General features: G+C 71.8%; 20 protein-coding genes. 15 read left to right on the forward strand and 5 right to left on the reverse strand.

Annotation, left to right across the window (positions count from 1 at the left end):
- Positions 1-19 precede the first annotated feature (19 nt).
- The 3 genes from AC5L36_RS06600 to AC5L36_RS06610 all read left to right on the forward strand — a co-directional run bounded on the left by AC5L36_RS06600 (position 20) and on the right by AC5L36_RS06610 (position 4,197).
- Positions 20-1,171: an Os1348 family NHLP clan protein gene (locus tag AC5L36_RS06600; protein ID WP_441214447.1), complete on the forward strand. Its 1,152-nt coding sequence runs from the start codon at positions 20-22 to the stop codon at positions 1,169-1,171.
- 93 nt (positions 1,172-1,264) lie between these two features.
- On the forward strand, positions 1,265-2,575 hold the full coding sequence (locus AC5L36_RS06605; protein WP_441214448.1) for an ABC transporter ATP-binding protein: 1,311 nt from the start codon (positions 1,265-1,267) through the stop codon (positions 2,573-2,575).
- A gap of 89 nt (positions 2,576-2,664) precedes the next feature.
- A complete protein-coding gene (locus tag AC5L36_RS06610; RefSeq protein ID WP_441214449.1) occupies positions 2,665-4,197 on the forward strand; it encodes a chitinase in 1,533 nt (510 codons plus the stop codon).
- A gap of 228 nt (positions 4,198-4,425) precedes the next feature.
- Here the strand turns inward: AC5L36_RS06610 and AC5L36_RS06615 are convergent, their stop codons facing one another.
- A complete protein-coding gene (locus tag AC5L36_RS06615) occupies positions 4,426-5,931 on the reverse strand; it encodes a serine/threonine-protein kinase (protein ID WP_441214450.1) in 1,506 nt (501 codons plus the stop codon).
- 156 nt (positions 5,932-6,087) lie between these two features.
- Between AC5L36_RS06615 and AC5L36_RS06620 the strand changes: the two genes are divergently transcribed.
- The 7 genes from AC5L36_RS06620 (at position 6,088) to AC5L36_RS06650 (ending at position 11,978) form a co-directional block, all read left to right on the forward strand.
- The gene (locus AC5L36_RS06620; RefSeq protein WP_441214496.1) at positions 6,088-6,924 is read left to right on the forward strand and encodes a patatin-like phospholipase family protein; all 837 of its coding nucleotides are present in this window, start codon (positions 6,088-6,090) and stop codon (positions 6,922-6,924) included.
- Complete coding sequence (locus AC5L36_RS06625) at positions 6,924-7,931, forward strand: 1-acyl-sn-glycerol-3-phosphate acyltransferase (protein WP_441214451.1); 1,008 nt, start codon at positions 6,924-6,926, stop codon at positions 7,929-7,931. Before AC5L36_RS06620 ends, AC5L36_RS06625 begins: the two co-directional genes overlap by 1 nt.
- 25 nt (positions 7,932-7,956) lie before the next feature.
- Positions 7,957-8,277, forward strand: coding sequence for a divalent-cation tolerance protein CutA (gene cutA, locus AC5L36_RS06630; RefSeq protein WP_441214452.1), 321 nt, complete (start codon positions 7,957-7,959; stop codon positions 8,275-8,277).
- Between the two features lie 137 nt (positions 8,278-8,414).
- Positions 8,415-9,437 (forward strand): fatty acid desaturase family protein, encoded by a 1,023-nt coding sequence (locus AC5L36_RS06635; RefSeq protein ID WP_441214453.1) that lies wholly within the window; start codon positions 8,415-8,417, stop codon positions 9,435-9,437.
- Positions 9,438-9,477: 40 nt separating this feature from the next.
- Entirely contained in the window at positions 9,478-10,524 is a 1,047-nt protein-coding gene (locus AC5L36_RS06640) for a cation diffusion facilitator family transporter (RefSeq protein WP_441214454.1), read from the forward strand.
- Positions 10,521-10,781, forward strand: coding sequence for a 4a-hydroxytetrahydrobiopterin dehydratase (locus AC5L36_RS06645; protein WP_441214455.1), 261 nt, complete (start codon positions 10,521-10,523; stop codon positions 10,779-10,781). The genes AC5L36_RS06640 and AC5L36_RS06645 overlap by 4 nt, the downstream gene beginning before the upstream one ends.
- Positions 10,782-10,841: 60 nt before the next feature.
- Complete coding sequence (locus AC5L36_RS06650; protein WP_441214456.1) at positions 10,842-11,978, forward strand: FHA domain-containing protein; 1,137 nt, start codon at positions 10,842-10,844, stop codon at positions 11,976-11,978.
- Between the two features lie 313 nt (positions 11,979-12,291).
- On the opposite strand, the gene rocD is transcribed toward AC5L36_RS06650, so the two are convergent.
- The 3 genes from rocD to AC5L36_RS06665 all read right to left on the reverse strand — a co-directional run bounded on the left by rocD (position 12,292) and on the right by AC5L36_RS06665 (position 14,827).
- Positions 12,292-13,467 (reverse strand): ornithine--oxo-acid transaminase, encoded by a 1,176-nt coding sequence (gene rocD / locus AC5L36_RS06655; RefSeq protein WP_441214497.1) that lies wholly within the window; start codon positions 13,465-13,467, stop codon positions 12,292-12,294.
- 32 nt (positions 13,468-13,499) lie between these two features.
- Positions 13,500-14,300: a dimethylargininase gene (gene ddaH / locus AC5L36_RS06660; RefSeq protein WP_441214498.1), complete on the reverse strand. Its 801-nt coding sequence runs from the start codon at positions 14,298-14,300 to the stop codon at positions 13,500-13,502.
- 146 nt (positions 14,301-14,446) lie between these two features.
- Complete coding sequence (locus tag AC5L36_RS06665) at positions 14,447-14,827, reverse strand: hypothetical protein (RefSeq protein WP_441214457.1); 381 nt, start codon at positions 14,825-14,827, stop codon at positions 14,447-14,449.
- Positions 14,828-15,554: 727 nt separating this feature from the next.
- Between AC5L36_RS06665 and AC5L36_RS06670 the strand changes: the two genes are divergently transcribed.
- From AC5L36_RS06670 to AC5L36_RS06680, 3 genes are all read left to right on the forward strand, one after another.
- Positions 15,555-16,355, forward strand: a complete 801-nt coding sequence (locus tag AC5L36_RS06670; RefSeq protein WP_441214458.1) for an Fpg/Nei family DNA glycosylase — start codon at positions 15,555-15,557, stop codon at positions 16,353-16,355.
- A 68-nt stretch (positions 16,356-16,423) separates the two neighbouring features.
- A complete protein-coding gene (locus tag AC5L36_RS06675) occupies positions 16,424-16,918 on the forward strand; it encodes a SigE family RNA polymerase sigma factor (protein ID WP_441214459.1) in 495 nt (164 codons plus the stop codon).
- Positions 16,915-17,826 carry a hypothetical protein gene (locus AC5L36_RS06680; protein ID WP_441214460.1) on the forward strand — a complete coding sequence of 304 codons (912 nt, stop codon included), beginning with the start codon at positions 16,915-16,917 and terminating at the stop codon, positions 17,824-17,826. The genes AC5L36_RS06675 and AC5L36_RS06680 overlap by 4 nt, the downstream gene beginning before the upstream one ends.
- Here AC5L36_RS06680 and AC5L36_RS06685 read toward each other — a convergent pair.
- Positions 17,823-18,911 (reverse strand): carboxylate-amine ligase, encoded by a 1,089-nt coding sequence (locus tag AC5L36_RS06685; RefSeq protein ID WP_441214461.1) that lies wholly within the window; start codon positions 18,909-18,911, stop codon positions 17,823-17,825. The genes AC5L36_RS06680 and AC5L36_RS06685 overlap by 4 nt on opposite strands.
- 92 nt (positions 18,912-19,003) lie before the next feature.
- On the opposite strand from AC5L36_RS06685, the gene AC5L36_RS06690 reads away from it, so the two are divergent.
- Positions 19,004-22,117 carry a lysine--tRNA ligase gene (locus tag AC5L36_RS06690; protein ID WP_441214462.1) on the forward strand — a complete coding sequence of 1,038 codons (3,114 nt, stop codon included), beginning with the start codon at positions 19,004-19,006 and terminating at the stop codon, positions 22,115-22,117.
- Between the two features lie 295 nt (positions 22,118-22,412).
- The gene (locus AC5L36_RS06695) at positions 22,413-23,438 is read left to right on the forward strand and encodes a glycoside hydrolase family 11 protein (RefSeq protein WP_441214463.1); all 1,026 of its coding nucleotides are present in this window, start codon (positions 22,413-22,415) and stop codon (positions 23,436-23,438) included.
- Positions 23,439-23,913 lie beyond the last annotated feature (475 nt).

A 23,913-nucleotide genomic window follows, 5' to 3' on the forward strand; every position in this document is an offset into this window, starting at 1 on the left:
CCGGGCTACCGTGGCCGTCATGAGCGACTTCGATGCCGTGCTGGAGCGGCTGGTCACCGACCAGGCGTTCGCGGCGGCGCTGGCGGCTGACCCGGCCGCGGCGCTGGGCGGTTACCGGCTCGACCCGGACGAGATCGAGCTGCTGCACAGCCAGGTCGGTGGCGAGGTTGGCGGGCAGCACGCCGTCGAGGTGCGCACCAACCAGTCGAGCCTCTTCGGCATGCTTTCGCCGCTGGTCGGCATGGCGGGTGCGCTTCCGGGCATCGCCGACAGCCTGCCCAGCGGCGGCGGCCCCACCGCCGGCAGCGGCGGCGGCGTCCCAGCCGACGCGGGTTCCGGCGGGCCAGCGGCACAGCAGGGTTCCGGCGGGCCAGCGGCACAGCAGGGCTTCGGCGGGCTAGCACCCCAGCAGGGCTTCGGCGTGGCATCGGACGGCGGCGGCGTCGCCGGGTTTGGTGCGGCGCCAGCGGGCCAGGCCGGCTTCGGTGTCGCGGGCACCGACGGGTTCGGCGCACCGCCCGGCCACGGTGGCTTCGGCGCGGCCGAGGGCGTGCCGGGTCAAGGCGGCTTCGGCCCGGCGGAGGGCGGGCCTGGCGCGGGCTGGCCGCCCGCGCAGGGCGCTGGGCCGGCCGGTCACCTCTTCCCGGGCGGCCTTCAGGATGGCGGCGGCTTCGGCGGCTTCGGCGACCAGCTCGGCGAGGTGCTCGGCCAAGGCGGCGCCCAAGCCGATCCACCCACCGGCGGCTCGGCCCAGCCACCGACCGGCGGCTCGGCCCAGCCACCCACCGGCGGCGGCTCGGTCCAGCCACCGGGCGGCGTCGACTACGCCGTCCCGGAGGGATACCACGCCGGTCTCGACCTCGACGGTGACGGCCGCGACGACGAGCACATCGTGCGCGGCCGGGCCGATGGCGGGGTCGACATCCTGGTCGACCGCGACGGTGACGGGCGGGTCGACATCATCGGCCACGACGACGACGCCGACGGCCACGTGGAGTCCGCCGACTACGACAAGGACGGCGACGGCCACTTCGAGCGCACGCGATACGACGACGACGGCGACGGCTGGCTCGACCGCACGGTCATGCACGAGGAGACCGAAGAGGGCGACACGAAAGCGGACAGCACAGTCGACTTGGCATCGATAGCCAAGCATCTCCGCATGTCCTGATCGCCACCCGGCGATGCTCACATACCGTCTGGCGCGTCGGCTCTAGCGCGGACACCACCTCTCCCACGACGATGGGCACGGGAGGTGGTCTCCGTGGTCGCCATCGCCACCGACCGGCTGACAAAGGTGTTTCCAGACGGCACCGTCGCGGTCGACGAGGTGACCATCGAGGCTGCGTCCGGAGAGTTCCTCGTGCTGCTCGGGCCGACCGGCTGCGGCAAGTCCACGATCCTCCGCCTCGTCGCCGGGCTGGAGGAGGAGACCAGCGGCCACGTGCTGATCGACGGCAAGGTGGTCGACCGCCTCAGCGCCAAGGAGCGGCGCGTGGCGATGGTCTTCCAGGACTACGCGCTCTATCCACATTTGACGGTCGCGCAAAACATCGGCTTTCCGCTGCGCGCCGGTCACCAGGCGTCCGCCGGCGCGGAGGCGCGGGTGGCCGAGGTGGCCGAGCAGCTGGGCGTGGCGAGCCTGCTCCACCGCCTGCCCGGCCACCTCTCCGGCGGCCAGCGGCAGCGGGTGGCGATGGCGCGCGCGATCGTGCGCCAGCCGCAGGCGTTCCTGCTCGACGAGCCACTGTCCAATCTCGACGCCGGGCTGCGCGCCGAGCTCCGCACCGACGTGGCCGCGCTCGCCCGCCGCCTCGGCGTGACCACGCTCTACGTGACGCACGACCAGACCGAGGCGATGACGATGGCCGACCGGGTGGTCGTGCTGCGCCGCGGCGTGCTCCAGCAGGTCGGCCCGCCCGCCGAGGTGTACGGCGACCCGGCCACGCTCTTCGTCGCGGCGTTCATCGGCACGCCCCGCACCAACCTGCTCCAAGGCGCCATCTACCTGGAGCCCGAGCGCACCGTCGTCGACCTCGGCTCGCAGCTGCTGGAGATCCCGCCCAACGAGGCACTCGCCGGCCACCACAACGACCGGATCACGGTGGCCGTGCGCGCCGACGCGCTGCACCCGGTGCCCGACGGCGCCGAGGGGCCGGTGCTGCGCGGGTCGGTGCGCCTGGTGGAAAACCTCGGCCACGAGGCGCTCGTCCACCTCGACACCGGCACCGCGCCGCCGCCGATCGAGGAGTCGCGGCTGGAGCACCCGGACACCGGCCAGCATCTCGCCGACGTGCTCGCCGAGGATCCGCCGGCGGGGCATCCCTTTCGGCAGGCGCTGGCCCGCATGATGCCCCACCCACGGCCCGAGTCGCACCCGGCGACCGCCCGCACCGAGTACGGTTTCTACCCCGTCTACGACGCCGAGCTCTCCGACCAGCCACCGCTGGGTGACGTGGTGGTCCGCGTGCCGGCGCCGGTGCTGCCCCGCCGCGGGGAGTCGATGACCGTGCGGGTAGACGTCGACAAGCTGATGCTCTTCGACCGCGCCGGCAACCGCATCCGCACCAACTGACAACCGCATCCGCACCAATTAACAGGCCAGCCCCTTTACAAAACTGTTAAGAGTCTTAATAATTGGCCATCCTTCGATGGGAGGCCGCAGTGACTCGCACCCGTTCCCTCGTCTCCGCCCTGGCCGCGGGCGTCCTCGCCGCGACGGCCGCGATCTGGCTGGCCCCCGCGGCGTCGGCGGCCACACCGACCGCCGTCTTCACCAAGACCTCCGACTGGGGCTCCGGGTGGGAGGGCAAGTACACGATCACGAACGGCGGCACCGCGACGATCACCTCCTGGACGGTGGTCTTCGACCTGCCCGCCGGCACGACCGTAGGCACCTACTGGGACGCGCTGATGACGTCCTCCGGTCAGCGATACACGTTCACCAACCGGTCCTGGAACGGCACGCTCGCCCCCGGCGCGAGCACCTCGTTCGGCTTCCTGGGCAACGGCTCCGGGTCACCGCTCAACTGCACGCTCAACGGCCAGCCGTGCGGCGGCGGCACCACACCGACGACCGCGCCGCCGACCACCCGCCCGCCGACGACCGCGCCACCGACCACCCAGCCACCCACCACGCAGCCGCCCACCAGCCCGCCGCCCAACACCGGGCTGCCCAAGCACGCCCTCATCGGCTACCTGCACGCGAGCTTCGCCAACGGTTCCGGCTACCTGCGCATGGCCGACGTCCCCGCCGACTGGGACATCATCAACCTCGCGTTCGGCGAACCGACGAGCGTCACATCCGGCGACATCCGCTTCCGGCTCTGCCCGGCCAGCGAGTGCCCGGGGGTGGAGACGGAAGCCGAGTTCAGCGCGGCCATCCGGGCCAAGCAGCAGCAGGGCAAGAAGGTGCTCATCTCGATCGGCGGCCAGAACGGCCAGGTGCAGCTCACCTCCACCGCCGCACGGGACGCGTTCGTGAGCTCGGTCAGCGCGATCATCGACCGCTACGGCCTCAACGGCCTGGACATCGACTTCGAGGGGCACTCGCTGTCGCTCAACACCGGCGACACCGACTTCCGCAACCCCACCACCCCGGTGATCGTCAACCTCATCTCGGCGCTGCGCACGCTCAAGCAGCGGTACGGCTCCGGGTTCGTCCTCACCATGGCACCGGAGACGTTCTTCGTACAGCTCGGCTACCAGTTCTACGGCTCGGGGCCGTGGGGCGGGCAGGACCCCCGCGCCGGCTCCTACCTCCCGGTGATCTACGCGCTGCGCAATGACATCACCGTGCTGCACGTCCAGGACTACAACTCCGGTCCGATCATGGGGCTGGACAACCAGTACCACACCATGGGCGGCGCGGACTTCCACATCGCGATGACCGACATGCTCCTGGCCGGCTTCCCGGTCGCCGGCAACGCCGCCAACACCTTCCCGGCCCTCCGCGAGGACCAGGTCGCGTTCGGCACGCCCGCGGCGACCAGCGCCGGCAACGGGTACGTCGCGCCGGCCGGCGTGCAGCAGGCGGTGAACTGCCTGGTGCGCGGGCAGAGCTGCGGCTCGTACACCCCGCGCAGCGGCACCAACCCCCACTTCCGCGGCCTGATGACCTGGAGCATCAACTGGGACCGCTACTACAACTGGGAGTTCCGGAACAGCCACCGCCCATTCCTGAACTCCTTGCCCTAAACATTCAAGAGATTTGAGCTACCGCGACGTCCGCGGTGGTCCGGACCGCTGCTCCCGCGGCCTCACCCGTCCGCTGCTGGTCACGCGGTCAGGTCTTGCACCGCGGACATGGCAGCGGAGGTCGGGGATTTCGGCGAGCGCCAAGCGAGCCGCCGGCCTCCGCGGTCTCCGGCGGGAGCGGCGGTCGCAAGTGACGCGGCCCGGGATACCGGGTGTCGAAAGGGTCTTTCAGGCGGCGGTCGCGAGGCGGTCGATTGAGGCGTCGAGCGCTTCGCCGTACGCGCGGTCGATCGAGCCCTCCCACACCCGCTGGTCGACCTTCCTGCGGAGATCGTCCACCGGTCCGGCCAGGTCTACCGGGCCGGTGGCCAGCTTCGACCGCAGGTTGTTGACGAGGTTGGTGAGGTCTTGGCCGACGTCGCGGCGGATCACGCCCTCGTCTACGCCCTCGTCGATGAGGTCGTTGATTTCGGCGATCACCTCGAGCACCGTGGGCGGGCGTGACGGAGGGGGCGTCGTGGCCGGCGTCGAAGCCGGCGGCGCGATCGGTGAGGCCTGCACCGAGGCCATGATCGAGGGGGTCGGCGAGGGCGCGGTCGTCGTGGGCGTCGGGGTCGCCGTCGGGTGCCCGGCTCCCGTGGGCGGCGGCGAATCCGGGTCGCTCAGCGACATCCCCAGCAGGACGGCCGCCGCGAGCGCCACCGCGGACGCCGCTACCGCCACCGCCACTCTCGTGCGGCGGGAACGTCCGGCCGGCCGGTGTGCGGGGCTCCACTCGGGTGCCGACTCGGACGGAAGCTTTACCTCCGGGGGCGGCGGCGGAGGCCCTTCGACCGTCGGCAGCGTGACCGTCGGCGACAACATCGTGGCGGCCTGTGGATCGGACGGAAGCAACTGGTCGCGGAGCACCTCGCCGACCTGGCGCGCCGTGGGGCGCTGGCGCGGGTTGCGCGACAGGCACCGGAAGCAGATGTCGGCCACCGCGGGCGGCAACCCCGGCACCCCGACCAGCCGGGGCACCTCCGGGTCTTCCAGCGCGCGGACCAGATCTTCCCAGGTGTCCGCCGGGTAGGGCGGCTGCCCGGTCAGCGTCTCGAAGAGCAGCACGCCGAGGCAGTACGTGTCGGTGGCCGGCTGCGCGGGCGTGCCGTCGAGCCGCTCCGGCGCCACGTACGCCGGGGTGCCGAACGTGTCGCCCTCTTCGTCTTCGTCCGGCGCGCCGATGTGTGTGGCGATGCCGAAGTCGAGGACCTTGGCGCCGACCGAGGTCATCATGATGTTGGCGGGGGTGACGTCGCGGTGGACGATCCCGAGGCGGTGCGCGGCGGCCAGCGCCTCGGCCACCTGCGCGCAGATCTCGATCGCCTCCGTCCACGGCAGCGGCCCCTCGGTCAGCAGCGACTCCAGCTCCTCGCCGGAGAGCAGCTCCATCACCACGAAGGCGGTGACCGTGCCGTCGGGCGCGATCTCCTCGCCGTAGTCGTGCACCGCGGTCACGTGCGGGTGCACGAGCTGGGCGGCCGCGCGGGCCTCCTCGCGCACCATGTCGCGAAACTTGGCGTCCGCCGCGAGTGACGGCGCCAGCACCTTGACCGCGACGACCCGGTCGAGCACCTCGTCGCGGGCACGCCAGATGACCGACATGCCGCCCGCGCCGATGTTGTCGATCAGGCGGTAGCGCCGGGCGAGCAGGCCACCCGGTTGCAGGGGTGCCGTCGGCTGCGGCGTTGCCATCGTTGTCGCACCTGCCTCGGGGTGGGGAGGTCGTATCAGGCTGCGTGAATCCAGACCCGCTGTCAACGGCGGGTCGGGCAGTCCTGGCCGTGATCACGAAGGGTCATCTCACGCCCGCGAAGCGCACAGGCGCCCGGCCGTGCCACCATGAACGACATGGTCAGCGGCCCGGTGGCGTTCGTGCTCGGCGGTGGCGGAGTCCTCGGCGCCGTCGAGGTCGGCATGCTCCGCGCCCTGTTCCGGGCCGGCATCCGCCCGGATCTCGTGCTCGGCACCTCCATCGGGGCGGTAAACGGTGCCCTTGTGGCCGCCGAACCGACCGAGTCGGTCACCGATCGACTCGTCCGCCTGTGGGCTTCCCCCGAGGCGAGCGAGGTGTACGGCGACTCGGTCGCGCGCCAGCTGCGCCGGTTTGCGGCCCGCACCCACCTGCACTCGCCCCGCCCCCTGCGCCGCCTGCTGGAGCGGGAGTTGGGCGAGGCGACCCGCTTCGACGAGCTGAAGGTGCCGTTCAAGTGCTGCGCGGCGAGCATCGAGCGGGCCGCCGAGCACTGGTTCGAGAGTGGGCTGGTGGTCGAGGCGGTGCTCGCCTCCGCGGCGGTGCCCGGCCTGCTGCCGCCCGCCGAGATAGACGGAGAGCACTTCGTCGATGGCGGCATCGTCAACTCGATCCCGGTCGGCGAGGCGGTGGCGGCCGGTGCCAAGCAGGTCTTCGTCCTCCAGGTCGGTCGCATCGAGCGGCCACTCAGCCCGCCGCGCCGCCCGTGGGAGGTGGCGCAGGTGGCGTTCGAGATCGCCCGGCGGCACCGCTTCGCCCGGGAGATGGCCGCGCTGCCCGACGACGTCGACGTGCACGTGCTGCCCACCGGGGGCGGCGAGCCGCGCGACGACACCCCCTGGGCCTACCGGGACAGGGCCGCAGTCGGCCGCCGGATCAGCCGGGCGTACACCGCCTCCCGCCGCTACTTGCAGTCCTATGTGGATGGCAGCTGATGCCGCTGCCGCCGCGATGGGTGCGCCGGATCGTCCTCGGGCCGCTAGTGGTGGCGCTCGCCCTGTTCGCGGCGACGACGATTCCACTGTGGCTGCTGCTCGCCGCCGCAGCCTCCCCGCTCGTACCCGGGCGCCTGCGGCTGCTCCGTCTCTTGTGGATCGGCGTGGTCTACCTTGTGTGGGACGCGGCCGCCCTGGTCACGCTCTTCGCGCTGTGGCTGGCGTCCGGCTTCGGGTGGAAGGTGCGGTCGCCGGCCTTCCAGCGCGCGCACTACGTGCTCACCGGCCGGTTTCTGCGGGCGCTCTTCTGGCAGGGGCGGTGGGCGCTGCGGGTGAGCATCGACGTCGTCGGCACCGACCCGGACACCGCCGCGCCCGGCCGCCCGGAGGTGGTGCTGTGCCGGCACGCCGGCCCCGGCGACTCGTTCATCCTCATCCAGGCGCTCGTCAACTGGTACGACCGGGAGCCGCGCATCGTCCTGAAGGACACGCTCCAGTGGGATCCCGCCATCGACGTGATGCTCAACCGGCTGCCCAACCGCTTCATCGCGCCCGGCCGCACGCCCGGCGACTCCATCGAGGCGCAGATCGGCCACCTGGCCACCGGTTTGGACGACAACGACGCTCTGGTGATCTTCCCGGAAGGCGGTAACTTCACCCCGCGCCGCCGCATCCGTGCCATCGAGCGGCTGCGCGCCCGCGGGCACGCGGAGATGGCCGCCCGCGCGGAAAACATGCGCAACGTGCTGGCGCCGCAGCCCGGTGGCATGCTCGCCGCCCTCGACGCGGCACCCGACTCCGGGGTGATTTTCGTGGCGCACACAGGGCTTGACCGAATGTTGACAGTTGCCGATATATGGCGCGAGCTGCCGATGGACAAACGCCTGGTCATGCGCTTCTGGTCGGTGCCACCGGAGGAGGTGCCCAGCGACCGCGAGGAGCGGATCGCGTGGCTGTACGACTGGTGGGCCCGGATCGACAAGTGGATCGAAACGTATCGCCTGTAACGCGCGACGCGTATGGTGTCCGCCCGTGGAGCAGATCTGTCTGGTAACGACGGTCGTCGACGCACGTTCTGTCGCGGACGTCCTCGCCGCTTCGGCCGTCGCCGGGCGCCTCGCGGCCAGTGCTCAGGTCGGTGGCCCGGTGGACAGCACGTACTGGTGGGACGGCCGGGTCGAGACGGCACAGGAGTGGACCGTCCAGTTCAAGACCGCGCCGGACCGCGTCGAGGTGCTCGTCGACCACGTGCGGGTGGCCCATCCGTACGACGTTCCCGAGATCCTCGTGACCACCGTCGACAGCGGCAATCCTGGCTACCACACCTGGGTTTACGACCAAACTCGTCGCTGACCCTTAGGGGTAGCGTTACCCCTACCCCACTTACGGGGGTTCCCAGGGTTACTGATCACCGGCACAATGCGGAGACTTGTCTGCATGGCGCCTCGCCGACCCGTCGGGGCGAAAGGCCCTACGACGTGAGGAGAGGCATGACGGTTGGTGCCCTGGCGCAGCCTACCCAAAAACGAGGCAGTGACTACGCCCAGTTGTCGAAACGAGTCAACGCGGCGGGCCTGATGGAGCGCCGCCCAGGGTGGTACACGGCGAAGCTCGTCTTCACCGGCTTGCTGTTCATCGGGGGATGGGTGGCCTTCTTCGCGGTCGGCGACTCATGGTGGCAGGCACTGGTGGGCGTGTTCCTCGCCGTGGCCACCACACAGGTGGCGTTTCTCGGCCACGACGCGGGACATCGGCAGATGTTTCGCACGCGCCGTCCCAGCGAGGTGACTGGGCTCATCGCGGGCAACCTGGCCATCGGCCTCAGCTACGGCTGGTGGATGGACAAGCACACCCGCCACCACGCCAACCCCAACCACGAGGACGAGGACCCCGACGTGGGCGCCGGCGCTCTTGTGTGGACACAGGAGCAGGCGTTGGAGCGCGGCAGGTTCGGCCGTTGGCTGGGCCGCTGGCAGGCATACCTGTTCTTCCCGCTGCTCACGCTCGAGGGGCTCAACCTCCACTACGCCAGCTTCCGCGCCATCAAGGACACGCCCATGCGGCACCGGCGGCTAGAAGCCGTGCTGCTGGTCGTCCACTCGATCGCTTACCTCGCCGCGGTTTTCGCGGTCCTCTCGCCCGTGAAGGCGCTGGTCTTCATCGCCATCCACCAAGGGCTGTGGGGTGTCTACATGGGATGCTCGTTCGCCCCCAACCACAAGGGCATGCCGGTGCTGACCGCCGAAGACGACCTCGACTACCTGCGTAAGCAGGTGCTTACGTCGCGCAACGTGCGCGGTGGCCGGGTAGTCGACTTCGCGCTCGGCGGGCTCAACTACCAGATCGAGCACCACCTCTTCCCGAGCATGCCCCGGCCCAACCTGCGGAAGGTCCAGCCGATCGTGCGGGACTACTGCGCGGAGCAGGGCATCGCGTACGAGGAGACCGGCCTGCTCGACTCGTACGGCCAGGCGCTGCGGCACCTCCACGAGGCGGGCAACCCGCCGCGCTGAGCGGCGGCGCGGTGGCTCCCCGTGCGGCAGGATGAGGGTCATGTCGCACGGGCACGACCACCCGCACCACCACGACGACGGTCACGAGCACCACGACCGCGGCTGGTGGCGGCGGGTGGTCCACGCCGTCCGGCCCCATTCGCACGACACCGCCGACCATGTCGACACCGAGCTGGAGGGCAGCCGCGAGGGCACCCGCGCGGTGTGGATCTCGCTCGCGGTGCTCGGCGTGACCGCGCTGCTCCAGGCCCTCGTGGTCGCCTGGTCCGGCTCGGTGGCCCTGCTCGGCGACACCCTGCACAACGTGGCGGACGCGCTGACCGCGGTGCCGCTGGCGATCGCGTTCGCGGTCGGGCGGCGGGCACCCACCCGGCGGTACACGTACGGCTTCGGCCGGGCCGAAGACCTGGCCGGCATCGTCATCGTCGTGTTCATCGCGGCGTCCGCGGTGGTCGCCGGCATCGAGGCGATCCGGCGGCTGCTCGACCCGGCCGACGTCGACCACCTGCCCGCGGTGGCGGTGGCCGGCCTGCTCGGTTTCGCCGGCAACGAGATCGTCGCGCGGTACCGGATCCGGGTCGGCCGGCGCATCGGCTCGGCCGCGCTGGTCGCCGACGGCCTGCACGCCCGCACCGACGGCTTCACCTCGCTCGGCGTGCTGGCCAGCGCCGGCGGCCTCGCGCTCGGCTGGCGGTGGGCCGACCCGGTCGTCGGCCTCGCCATCACCGCGGCGATCCTCGTGGTGCTCGCCGGGGCGGCTCGCCAGGTGTACCGCCGCCTGATGGACGCGGTCGACCCCGAGCTCGTCGACGCGGTCGAGCACGCGCTGGGGCACACCGAGGGCGTGCGCGGCGTCGGCGCGGTGCGGGTGCGCTGGATCGGCCACCGGATGCGCGCCGAGTGCGAGATCGTCGTCGACCCCACGCTCACCGTCGTGGAGGCGCACGCGGTGGCGGTGGAGGCGGAGCACAGCCTGCTCCACGCCGTGCCCAAGCTGGGATCGGCGATCGTGCACGCGGACCCGGAGCCCATCGCGGGCCGCGACCACCACGAAGCAGTGGCCCACCATCGAAAGGAGCTGTCATGACGCTGGCGGACCTGCCTTCCTGGAGCGGAGACGAGACCGAAATCACGCGGACCGTCGAGCTGCCCGGCTTCATGGACGCGATCGCCGTCATCGACCGCGTCGCGGTGGTCGCCGAGGAGATGAACCACCACCCAGATATCGACATCCGATGGCGGACGCTGACATTTCGGTGCAGCACGCACTCGGCTGGCAAAGTCACCGAGAGCGACTACGAACTGGCCAGGCGGATCGACGAAATCGTCGCAAACCAGTCCTGACCTGCTCGTGTCCCCGGCGGCGGATCGCGGCGGGTGGTGGGCATCGGGCAGGATGTCGGCGTGAGGTTCGAAGTCAGCAAGGTGCTCGACGCCATCGAGCAGCGCCTCACCACCGATCCCGCGCTGGCCCGCGCCGTGGTCGACCTCGCCGAGGTGGTGCGTTACGCCGACCTCGACGGTGGCCGCCCGGCCAGCCTGCTGCGGCTGGGGCTGGTGGTCGACGCGCTCGCCACCCAGCTAGCCGAAGACAACGCCGCCGTCTACGCGGTGGTCCACCGCGGCCTGCTCTCCGACGCCGACCTGACGTCCAACGAGCGGATGGTCGTCCGCCGCTGGGCCGACGACGGCCTCGTCGAGGTGCTGCCGACGGTCGGCGACCGCGTGCTGGAGGTTGCCGACCTGCTGGGGCTGCCGGTGCTGAGCCGCTTGCGGTTCGAGGGCGTCCGCGATCGCTACGGCTGGCTGGCCGGCCAGGCCGGCCGCCTGATGGCCCCGGTGGCCGGCAAGACCGGCGCCACGCTCGTGGCCCAGGTCGGTGGCGGCGCGATCCCGTCGATCGGCTCGCCCGACCCGGTCGGCGCCAAGGTGCTCGCCCGCCTGTGGCGCTGCCCGGAGACCAACTGCGCCAACTTCGGCGGTGGCGGCGGCGCCTTCGCCGACCTGGCCCCCGAGCGCCGGACCGGCGGCCAGCCACCGCCCACCATGCACACCGGCTCGCCCACCTGCCCACGCCACGGCAAGCCACTCACCGACATCGGCGCCCGCCCACCGGCGGAGGCGCTGGCCGTCCGCGTCAGCGGGGTGATCCGCCGCCGCTTCGTGGTGTCCGAAGACTCCCCGGTCGTGGTCGGTCGTGCACCGGAGACCGGCGGCATCATGCTCGGCCAGTGGCTGAGCGAGGAAGCCCGGCGGTGGATCAGCCGCAGCCACGTGCGCTTCGAGATGCGCGGCGGCGAGGTCGTGGCCCAGGACGTGAGCACCAACGGCACGGGCGTCCGGCCCGGCGGCTCGATGGACGAGGCCGAGCGCATGACCCTCAAACACCAGACCCGCGTCCTGTCGCCGGGCGACCTGATCGAGCTCTATCCCGGCGTCCACGTGGGCAAGGCCAAGACACTGACGTCCGCGGCGCCGCTCAACACCGTCTCGGTGATGGCTGAGGCCCCGACGCTCTCGATGCGCATCCTCGAGCGCTAGGGCTTTCAAAAGATTTGAGCTACCGCGACGTCCGTCGTGGTCCAGACCGCTGCTCCCGCGGCCTCACCCATCCGCCGCTGGTCGCGCAAACTCCTCTTGAAGTGGACGTTTGTCCACAATGTCTGACCCTGGAGTGGTTACGCTGCGTGAGGATGGCAGAGGTGGGAGCTGCGAAGACCCCATGCGGGGGCTTGTCCCGCGGACCTGGCAGTGGACGGCCGGGGATTTCGGCTCGCCCTGGCGAGCCGCCGGCCGGGAACGGTGCCCGCGGGAGCATACGGTCCGCAGGTGACGCGGACCGGGGCAAATCTGTCTAGAGGATCGCGGCCAGTTGCTCCACTGCCCAGTCGAGTTCGGCGGGTTCTACGACCAGGGGTGGGGCGAGGCGGATCGTGGAGCCGTGGGTGTCCTTGGCCAGCACGCCGCGCTGGGCCAGGCGCTCGCACGCCTCCCGGCCCGTCATCAGGGCGGGGTCGATGTCGACGCCGGCCCACAGGCCGCGCCCGCGCACCGCCAGCAGGCCGTGACCCACCAGCGCGCCGAGGTCGGCGTGTAGCCGGGCGCCGAGCTCGGCCGAGCGGCGCTGGAAGTCGCCGGTCTTCAGCAGGCCGACCACCTCGGTGGCGACCGCGCAGGCCAGCGGGTTGCCGCCGAACGTGGAGCCGTGCTCGCCGGGCCGCAGCACGCCCAGCACCTCTTGGTCGGCCGCCACCGCGGAGACCGGCACGATGCCGCCGCCGAGGGCCTTGCCCAGCACGTACATGTCGGGGACGACGCCCTCGTCGTCGCAGGCGAAGGTCGTGCCGGTGCGGCCGAGGCCCGACTGGATCTCGTCGGCGACGAACAGGACGCCTTCCGTGGAGCACAGCGCGCGCACGCCGGGCAGGTATCCGGCCGGCGGCACGATCACGCCCTGCTCGCCCTGGATCGGCTCGATCAGCACGGCCACGGTCGTCTCGTCGATCGCGGCGACCATGGCGTCGAGGTCGCCGTAGGGCACGACCTTGAAGCCCGGCGTGTACGGCCCGAAGTCGGCACGCGCGTCCGGGTCGGTGGAGAAACTCACGATCGTGGTGGTGCGTCCGTGGAAGTTGCCCGCCGCCACGACGATGGTGGCCTTGTCGTGTGGCACGCCCTTGATCTTGTACCCCCACTTGCGGGCGACCTTGATGGCGGTCTCGACGGCCTCGGCGCCGGTGTTCATCGGCAGCACGAGGTCTTTGCCGCACAGCTCGGCCAGCCCGCGGCAGAAGGTGGCGAACTGGTCGTGCACGAACGCCCGGCTGGTCAGCGTGAGCCGGTCGAGCTGGGCGTGCGCGGCGGCGACGAGCGCGGGGTGACGGTGGCCGAAGTTGAGCGCGGAGTAGCCGGCCAGGCAGTCGAGGTAGCGCTTGCCGTCGATGTCGGTGACCCAGGCGCCCTCGGCGGAGGAGATGACCACCGGCAGCGGGTGATAGTTGTGCGCCGTCCACCGCTCGGCCTCGGCCATCGCGGCGGGCGTGCGTACAAGATCATCCACGATCACGACCGTACCTCCAGGGTGCAGCACTTCGGGCCGCCGCCGGCCTTGCGTAGCTCGGACAAATCAACGCCAATTGTGTCGTATCCGCGTTCGCGCAGCGCGGCGGCCAGGCCGCTCGCCTGTGCCGGGAGCACGACGTGCCGGCCGTCGCTGACCGCGTTGAGGCCGAGCACCGCGGCGTCCGCGGGCGACGCGAGGACCGCGTCCGGGAAGAGTCGCCGCAGCACGGCCTGGCTGCCGGGGGAGAAGGCCTCCGGGAGGTACGCGACGGTGCGCTCGCCGAGCACGCACAGCGCGGTGTCGAGGTGGTAGAAGCGCGGGTCGACGAGCTGGAGCGTGACCGTGGGGCGGCCGAAGATCTCCTGCGCCCGGTCGTGGGCGGCGGTGGTGGTGCGAAAGCCGGTGCCGGCCAGCAGCATGTCGCCGGCGAGCAGCATGTCGCCTTCGCCCTCGTTGACGTGCTTGGCCTCGTGCACCTCGAAGCCGGCCCGCTCGAACCAGTGCGCGTATGCGGGCGCCTCGTCGGCCCGCTGCGGGTCGCGAAACTCGACCGCCAGCACCTTGCCGTCGACGACGGTGGCGCCGTTGGCCGCGAACACCATGTCGGGCAGCCCCGGCAGTGGATCGATCTCGTCGACCGTGTGGCCGAGGTCGAGGTAGACGGCCCGCAGCGACTCCCACTGCCGCACCGCGAGACCGGCGTCGACCGGGGCGGTCGGGTCCATCCAGGGATTGATCGCGTACTCCACGGCGAAGTACGTCGGCCGGCACATGAGGTAGCGCCGGTGGGTGGCGTCCATCGTCATGCCGACAACGCTATGTGGCGCCGACCTTCGGAAACCACCGATGAATCTTGCTTCTAGCGGCGATTCGTTGCGCGTTTTAGGACTGTGACAAGCGAATTGTTGTGGGGCGGCCGACCCGACCGCCCCACAACACTGCCGTGTCAGAACCTGTCGACCGTCTGGGCGTCGAGCCAGTTGCGCAGGTCGCCGACCTCATTGCTGGTCGTGGTGATCCAGGACAGGGAGTCGGTCACCACGAGGATGCCGAGGACGATCGCGCCCAAGCCGAGCACGAGCGCCAGCATCGCCTCGGAACGGCCGGCCACGTGCCGACGGCCGGTCGCCGAGATGCCACCGATGGCGAGCAACACGGCCAGCGCGCCGGCCGCGATGCCGTACCCGGCGAGAGTGCCGGTCAGCACGGCGAGCGCGCTGACGACTCCCACGATCAGGGCGAGCGTCGTCATCAGGCTGGACCGCGGCCGCGGCCCGCGCGGCTCGATCACAGGCTCCGGCTCGCGGCGGGTCTCGGTCCGCTCCACCGGCTCGAGGTTTTCGGTAGGCGTCTCGTCCCTGGTCGCCGGCCGCTCATGGACCGCCGTGCGACCCGCCTCACGACCGAAGGCACGATCGTCGGTCGCGCTCGGCGTCCGGTCCTCGGGCCGGCCTTCAGCCCGACCCTCAGCTCGGGCTGCTTCTTCTCGTTGCGCCTCACTTCGACGCGTCAAAGATGGGATCCGCACCGCGGCGCACCTCCTCTAGCGGGCGCGGAGCACTCCGGTATGGCCACCGCGCGGGGGTTACTCCATCGGCATACCCAGATGGGCGAGAACTCATGCACTACCATCCCCGAGCGGAGGCCAATCGCGATCTTGATTGGTCTTCGAAACAGTTTTCCCGGGTCCGCGTCAGCTGCGGACCGCTGCTCCCGCCGGAGACCGCGAAGGTCGGCGGCTCGCAGGCGAGCCGAAATCCCCGACCTTCGCTGCCAGGCCCGCGCCGCAAGCCCCATCTTTCGGGCCTGGGCGGGCCCGTCCGACGGAGGCATGCGCGGCTGCGTCGAAGCTGGCAGATCTTGGTATTGATCCGCCCCTATGGGGGCGGTTTCGTACCACGATCCGTTGCCGCGTCGGGAAACCTGGCCGCTGCGCGATCCCGCCCCCGATGCCGTTGCGGGCGCGGTGGGTCTCGTCGCGCGACCGGGCCTGACGGCCGCGGCCGGGGTGGGTGCGGTGGGACCCTACCCCGAAGGTCTCTAAGGTTTCAGTCGTGCCAGAGGGTCACACCATCCACCGCCTCGCCGCCCGGCACCGGTCGCTGCTCGCCGGGCGGCGGGTGACCGTGTCCAGCCCGCAGGGGCGCTTCGCGGCCGGGGCCGCGCTGCTGTCCGGCACGGTGCTGGTAGACACCGAGGCGTACGGCAAGCACCTGCTGCACCACTACGAGGGCGGCCGCACTCTGCACGTGCACCTCGGGCTGTACGGGGTCTTCAGCGACGGCGAAGCGCCCACCCCGCCACCTGTCGGACAGGTACGGCTGCGCCTGGAGACCGAGCGGCACTGGATCGACCTGCGCGGGCCCGCCGCCTGCGAGCTGCTCGACGACCCCGAGGCGCTGCGGGCCCGGCTCGGTGCCGACCCGCTGCGCGACGACGCCGACCCGGACGCCGCCTACGCGCGTATCTCCCGCAGCACCATGCCGCTGGCCGCGCTGCTGCTCGACCAGTCCACTGTGGCCGGACCGGGCCTGGTGTACGTCTCCGAAGTGCTCTTCCGCGCCGGCATCCCGCCGACCCGCGCCGGCCGCCGGCTCACGCCGGCCCAGTGGGGCGACCTCTGGACCGACCTGCGCGAGCTGATGAAGGAGGGCGTGACCCGCGGCCGGATCGACACGGTGCACAGTCACCACATGCCCGAGGCGATGGGCCGCGCCCCACGGGTCGACCGCCACGGCGGCGAGGTGTACGTCTACCGCCGCGCCGGCCAGCCGTGCCTGATCTGCGGCACCGAGATCCAGCGGTCCGGCCTCGCCGGCCGAAACTCGTACTGGTGCCCGACCTGCCAGCCGTAAAGAGCCAGCCGTAGAGAGGCGTGGCAACCATCGGCCCGCGCCGCCCTGTTGACCGGGTGGGAGGGACGGTGGACGACTTCGAGGCGTACCTGGTGGCGGCCTGGCCGCGGCTGCTGCGCTCGGCATGGCTGCTGACCGGCGACTGGCACCGGGCCGAAGACCTGCTGCAAACCGTGCTCGCGAAGGCGTACGGGCGGTGGCCGCGGATCCGGACCGGCGCACCCGACGCATACCTGCGGGCGATGCTGGCCACCACCTACCTGAACTGGTGGCGGCGCCGGTGGCGGGGTGAGGTGCCGACCGAGCGGCTGCCCGACCGCCCGGGCCTGGACCCGCACGCCGACGCCGAGGTGCGGAGCGCGATGCGGACCGCGCTGCGGGCGCTGCCCCGGCAGCAGCGGGCCGTGCTGATGCTGCGGTTTCACGCCGACATGACCGAGGCGGCGACCGCCGAGGCGCTCGGCATCCGCCTGGGCACCGTCAAGTCCTACACCGCACGCGCGCTGGCCACGCTCCGGGCCGATCCGGCGCTGCGCGACCTACTCGAGGAGGCGCACCGATGACCGACGACACCGTGTCCCGCCTGCTCGAAGAGGCTGTGCCCGGCATACCGGACGAGCTGCGCCGGCCGCCGCTGCGCGAGGTACGCGCGCGAGCGCGCCGGCGCCGGACCCGCCGCAACGCCCTCGCGGCGGCCGCGGTCACGATGGCGCTGGTGATCACGCCGGCCCTCTGGCGCCAGGCGACGCCGGACGAGTCGGCGCCGCCCTCCGCCGGCGAGCGACCCGTCCTGCCCGGCTCGACGCTCGGTACGAAGGTCACCTGGTGGATGGCGCGAGTAGACCGGACCGGCACCAAGGTCACGCTTTACGCGACGCGTCCCCCGGACGGCCCGCCCTGCCAGGACAGGTGGTTTCTCCAGGCGAGCACCGCGATGGAGGACGACGTGGCCACCTTGGGGCTGTGGGATGTCTCCGTGGATGGCCTCGGCTGCCCCTCACAGGGGGGCGGCTCCCTGGTCCCCGTCGAGGTCACCTTGCACCAGCCACTCGGCGACCGTGCGCTCGTCGACGGCTTCGACGAAACCACGCGCCCGGTGTACCGCGAGGCAGACCTGCCGGTGGTGCCGCAGGGGCCGGATGGCTGGTCCGAGGTGACCACGAGCTTCGGCGCCAGCCCAGGGTCCGAGGGTTTGTGGTCCGTGGGGTACACCCGGAGCGGCGGGCCGGACGTCTGGATCCACGGGTATCCGCCGGACCAGGCGCCGACGCCGGCCGCGGACCCGATCGACACGGTCGACGTCCTCGGCGCGCGCGGCACGATCTATCCGCGCGCGATCAAGGAAATCGGCTACGAGCTCCGCTGGGAGGCGTCTGGGGTGGTCTACTTCCTCGAACTGTCGCCCACGGAGGGAGAAAGGATCTCCCTTCAGCAGTTTCGCCAGGTGCTGACCCGCCTCGACATCTCCTAGGCGATCGTCACCAGGTCGAGCACGGCCCCCATGTCGCCGGTGCGCGCGTACACGGCCCGCTGCCGCGACGCGCCGGTGCCCCGGGAGCGCAGCCGCCCCATGAGGGGCAGGGCAAGCTCGAGGTCGCCGTTGCGCTCGAGCTCGGGGCGCACCGTGTCGAAGAGACGCTGAAACAGGTGCCACGCCGGCCGGCTGCGCTGGTCGGCCGGGTCGTCCAGGAGGCCGGCGAGCCCGTCGTGCGCGGCGCGCCAGTGTGCCGCCGACAGCAGGGGCTGGTCGATGCGGGGTGCCGGGCGGCCGGCCTCGATGTCGGCCAGCACCGTGCCGACGAGGGCCCGGGCCAGCGCGGCCACCAGGATCGTGTCGTCGAGGCTGGGGCAGACGTCGCCGAGGCGGAGCTCGACGGTGGGATAGCGGGCGGAGAGGCGGGCGTACCAGTACAGCATCGCCTCGTCGAGCATCGCCCCGGACGCGACCAGCCGGCTCACCAGGTCTTCGTAGTGGTCGTGCGACTCCAGGAACGGCGTCGGCCCGACCGAGGGCCACCGCGCCCACATCACCGAACGCCAGCTCGCGTATCCGCTGTCCCGCCCCTCGGCGAACGGCGAGTTGGTGGTCGCCGCGTGCAGGAGGGGGAGCCAGGGACGCAGGTGGTTGAGCACCTGGACGCCGGTGTCCGGGTCGGGCACTCCGATGTGGACGTGCAGCCCGTTGAGCCCCGGGCCGGGCGAGAGGGCGCCGTAGCGCTCGACCATCCGGTGGAAGCGCGGCTCGTCCACCACCGGCGGCTCCGGGCCGGTGACCGGGCAGCAGCCGATGGCGGCCACCCGCGCGCCCGCCCGCCCCGCCGCGCCCGCGATGCCGGAGCGGAGCATGCCGAGCGAGTGCCGTAACGCGCGCAGGTCGAGCCCGGGTGGGCTGTTGATCTCGATCTGGCTGGTGAGGTACTCCCGGGTCACCTGTCCCCGCAGGTCGTCGGGCACCTCGGCCAGCACCGCGTCAACGGCCGGGGCCGCCTGGCTCTTCTCGGCGTCGAGGAGCAGGAATTCCTCTTCGACACCCACGGTCAGCCGCACGCCAGTCATGTACCCAGATCCCCCGTCGCTGGAAACACCGTCGTTTTCCGAAAAATACTCCCATAATGGGCACAACCGCCACCGCTGGTAGGAGGGCCGACGTGACCACCACTCTGGGGCCGATCCTGACCCGCGCCGAACCGCACGCCGAGGCGCCGGTCGCGCCGCGGCCACGCGCCGCGCGCACTCCCACGATCTTCGCCGCCATCTTGTGGGCGGTCGCCGTGGTCGCCGCGCTCGCGGCCGTCGCGGGTGTCTTCACCGACGAGGTACGCCGCGATCTCGGCGCGCCACTCGTGCCGGTCCCGCCCAACCTGGGGTACGCGACGTTCGTCGCCCTGCTCGCCGTCGCGACCGCCCGGCGCAAGCGGATCGCGTACGCGGTGCTGATCGCCTATTTCGCCGTCGCCGTCACGGTCGGCGCGGTGCTGCTGGCCATGCCCACCGACCGCCTCGCCGACGCGGGCATCGGAGAGGGCGACCGCATCGTCGCGGGCGTGCACGGCGGGGTCGCCGCGCTCGCCCTGATCGCGCTGCTGATCGCCCGGCGTGACTTCACCGCCCGGATGCGCCCCGGCCGTCCCGGTCTGGCGGCGGTCGTGCTCGCGGTGCTCGCCGGCGCAGGCGTGGCGATCGGGTACCTCCTTGTCCAGGCCGCACCGGGTGAGCTGGGCGCGGCCGGCGAGCGGGTGGCGTACGCGGCGGAGAAGGTGCTCGGCGGCGCGGTCGTCGACCCGGGTCGCGCGGCGCGGGCGCCCGGCTGGGTGGACCTCCTGCTCGGCCTGCTCGGCGCGCTCGCGCTGCTGGGCGCGCTGTGGACGCACCGCCGGGCGCAGCGGGCCGCCGCCGTGCTGCCGGTCGGTGACGAGGAGCGGATCCGCGACCTCCTGCGCCGGTACGGCGACCGTGACTCGCTCGGCTACCTCGCGACCCGGCGGGACCACCTCGCCGCGTTCTCGCCCACGGGCAAGTCCGCGGTCTCCTACCGGATGGTGAACGGCCTCGGCCTAGCCACCGGCGACCCGATCGGCGACCCGGAGGCATGGGCGCCGGCCGTGGCCGCGTGGCTGGAGCGCGCCGGCGAGTACGCCTGGACACCGGCCGTCACGGGCGCGAGCGAGGAGGGCGCGGTGGCGTACGCCCGCGCCGGGCTCACCGCCACCCGCACCGGTGACGAGGCGATCCTCCACAGCGGAGAGTTCACATTGGACGGCCGGCGCATGCGCCCGGTGCGGCAGGCGGTCAGCCGGGTGGAGCGGACCGGGTACACGGCACAGGTTCGCCGGCTCTCGGAGGTATCCGACGAAGAGCTGAAGGCGGCCGCGGCGCTGGCCCGCTCGTGGGGCGGCGCCGGCGCCCTCGGGCGGTTGGGTGACCCGGGAGACGGGCGGTGCGTGCTGGTCGAGGCGTACGACGGCGACGGTGCGCGGCGGGCCCTGCTCTCGTTCGTGCCGTGGGGCGCCCACGGGCTGAGCCTCGACGTCGCGGCCCGCGCGCCGGAGACCGACCCGGGCGTGGTCGAGTTCCTCGTGGCGGCGCTGATGCGGGCGGCGCCCCGGCTGCGCGTCGACTCGGTGTCGCTCGGCGTCGGGCGGTACGCCGAGAGCGCCCGCTACCAGCCACAGTGGACTCCCCGGTACACCTGCGTGGCCGATTCGCGTGACCTGGCGAAGGTGCGGCGGGCGGCGTCGGTGCCGGTGGCGCCGGTAGCCATAGCCACGGCGGCCGGTGAGACGAGCGTCGCGGAAGACGAGCCGGACCGCTGCGAGCAGGCCCGCATCCGGCTCGGCAAGCGGGAACGCCTGATCGAGGCGGGCGCCGACCCGTACCCGGCGGGCTTTCCGCGTACGGACAACACGGTCGCGGTGACGATCCGGCACGAAGGGCTGCCGCCGGACACGCGTACCGGCGAGATCGTCGCGGTGGCCGGCCGCATCGTTCTGATGCGCGACCACGGCGGCGTCTGCTTCGCCACGTTGCGGGACTGGACCGGCGACCTCCAGGTGATGGTCGACGGCGACGTCGAGGCGTGGCGGTCCACAGTGGACATCGGTGACCACGTGGGGGTACGCGGCGAGGTGGTCACCAGCCGTCGCGGCGAGCTCTCCGTGCGCGCGGAGGCCTGGCAGCTCACCGCCAAGTGCCTGCGCCCGCTGCCGGACAAGCGCCACGGCCTCGCCGGGCCGGAGGCGCGGGTGCGCCAGCGCTACCTCGACCTGATCACCAGCGCCGAGGCCCGTGACGTGCTCCGGGCCCGCAGCGCCGCGATACAGAGCCTGCGCGAGACGCTGATCGACCGCGGCTACCTGGAGGTGGAGACGCCGGTGCTCCAGCGGGTGGCGGCGGGAGACGCGACGCGGCCGTTCACCACCCGCGCCGGCGCCTACGACCTGCGGCTCTACCTCCGCGTGGGCCCGGAGCGCTACCTCAGGCGGCTCGCCGTCGGTGGGGTAGAGCGGGTCTTCGAGCTGGGCCGCTCCTTCCGCAACGAGGGCGCGGACGTCAAGCACAACCCGGAGTTCACGCTGCTCTCGGCGTACCAGGCGTACGCCGACCACCGCACGACGCGGGCGCTGGCACAGACGCTGGTGCAGCGGGCGGCACTTGCCGCGTACGGCTCGACGGTCGCTTACCGGCCGGGCGCCAACGGCACACCCGTCGAGTACGACCTGACCGGGGACTGGCCGGTAGTGCCGTTTTACCACGCGCTCTCGGCGGCGCTCGGCGAGTTCGTGTCGGCGGACACCGGCGTCGGCGCGCTGCGCCGGATTGCCGAGGCGGCCGGCGTGCCGTGCGACGAGCGGGAGGAGCGGGGCGCGCTGCTGCGCGAGATGTACGAGCGGCTGGTGGCGGCGCGCACCACCGGGCCGGTGTTCTACGTGGACTTTCCGGCTGAGGTGTCGCCACTCGCCCGGGCGCACCCGGCCGACGCGCGGCTGGCCGAGCGGTGGGACCTGGTGGCGTACGGCACCGAGATCGGCACCGGCCGCTCCGAGCTCACCGACCCGGTCGAGCAGCGGCGGCGGCTGGCGGAGGCGGCGGCCGACGACCCGGACGCGGCCGAGCCGGACGAGGACTACCTGCAAGCGCTGGAGTACGCGATGCCACCCACGGGCGGCCTGGCGCTCGGCGCGGACCGGGTGGTCATGCTGCTGACCGGCCGCTCGATCCGGGAGACGCTCCCGTTCCCTCTGGTCCGCGAGGCCCGCCGCTGACCGGAAGGCTTCTGGAAGTTTCGGAAACATGAGCCTTATGCCAGGTCGCTTCGAGGTGGTGCGGCTGACCAGCGGGCGAGCCTCTGACAGGCAGCCACGTACAGGCCAGACCCTGTGCCTCGACCAGGGCTCTAGCGGGATAAGGTTTCGGAATCGTTCCGGGAAGTGTTGACAACGCCAGCGAGTCGAAACAATACTGTGCCATCGATGGCATCAGCCGCCATCGATCCGGGTCTTCCCCACGGAGACTCTGGTCCTCTGGTCGTCGACCGGCCCACCAGGAGGAAGCGCGAATATGAACGACGCCCCCGTTCGCCCCACGAGCCGCAGACGCGGCCGCACCAGGATGCTCATCGGCGCCGCCTGTGCCGTAGTGCTGGCCGTCGGCGGCACGCTCACGGCCACCGCTGCGAACGCCGAAGCCGACCGCCAGGTCTGCTCGAACACCACCGGCACGCACAACGGGTTCTACTTCTCGTTCTGGAAAGACAGTGGCGACGCCTGCGTAGTGCTGCGCGAGAACGGCCGGTACTCCAGCTCGTGGAGCAGGAGCACCAACAACTGGGTCGGCGGCAAGGGTTGGGCCACCGGTAGCCGGCGGACGGTCAGCTACTCGGGCACCTACAACCCGGGTAACAACAACACTTACCTCGCCCTGTACGGGTGGACGCGGAACTCGCTCATCGAGTACTACGTCGTGGAGAACTTCGGCAGCTACAACCCGAGCAGCGGCGCCCAGCGGCTGGGCACCGTCACCACTGACGGCGGCACCTACGACATCCTGCGCAGCCAGCGGGTCAACCAGCCGTCGATCGACGGTACCGCCACGTTCTACCAGTACTGGAGCGTCCGCCAGCAGAAGCGGAGCAGTGGCACCATCACCTTCGCCAACCACGTCGACGCCTGGGCCCGCGCCGGCCTCAACCTCGGCAGCAGTTGGGCCTACCAGGTCATGGCCACCGAGGGCTACCAGAGCCAGGGCAGCTCTGACATCACGGTCCGGGAAGGCGGGGGCGGCAACCCCACCACCAACCCCACCACGAGCAACCCCGGCGGTGGCAACTGCTCGGTGAGCGTCAGCCGGGCGGAAGACTGGAGTGACCGGTTCAACACGACCTTCTCGGTCAGCGGCGCCAGCAACTGGGTCGTCACCATCCGCACCAACGGCAGCCAGAGCCTGCAAAACAGCTGGAACGCGTCGGTCAGCGGCAGCAGCGGCACACTCACGGCGAGGCCGAACGGCAGCGGCAACAACTTCGGCATCACGCTCTACAAGAACGGCAACAACACGACGCCGACCGCGAGTTGCGCGACCGGCTAACGCGCGAAACGCATCCTGTGGCGCGGTGGCCAACGGCCACCGCGCCACACTGCTGCCCGGCGCTCTGGAGACCTTTCGGAGTGGGGATGAGCCGGGCCCTGAGTTCCTGTTAGGACGGAGATTTGAGCTACCGCGATGTCCGTCGTGGTCCAGACCGCTGCTCCCGCGGCCTCACTCTCCGCCGCTGGTCACGGTCACCCCTTGCGGGGTGAGGATTTGTCCACGATGTCTGTTGCCGGGTCGGCGCGGACGACGGACAGCGGAGCCTCGTTACCATCAGTAACGGCCGCGAGGTCCTGACCCGGGGCTGGTGACGCCGTGTCACAACCGGTGCGGCGACAGCCGCACCGACCGCGGGCACCCCTCCGAAAGGGATCCGGCCCCCCGTGGGCTTGCGTCGCGGACCTGGCAGCGCGGGTCGGGGATCTCGGCGAGCGCCAGCTCGCCGCCGACCCGCGCGGTCTCCGGCGGGAGC

The sequence above is a fragment of the Phytohabitans sp. LZ39 genome (assembly GCF_059359075.1).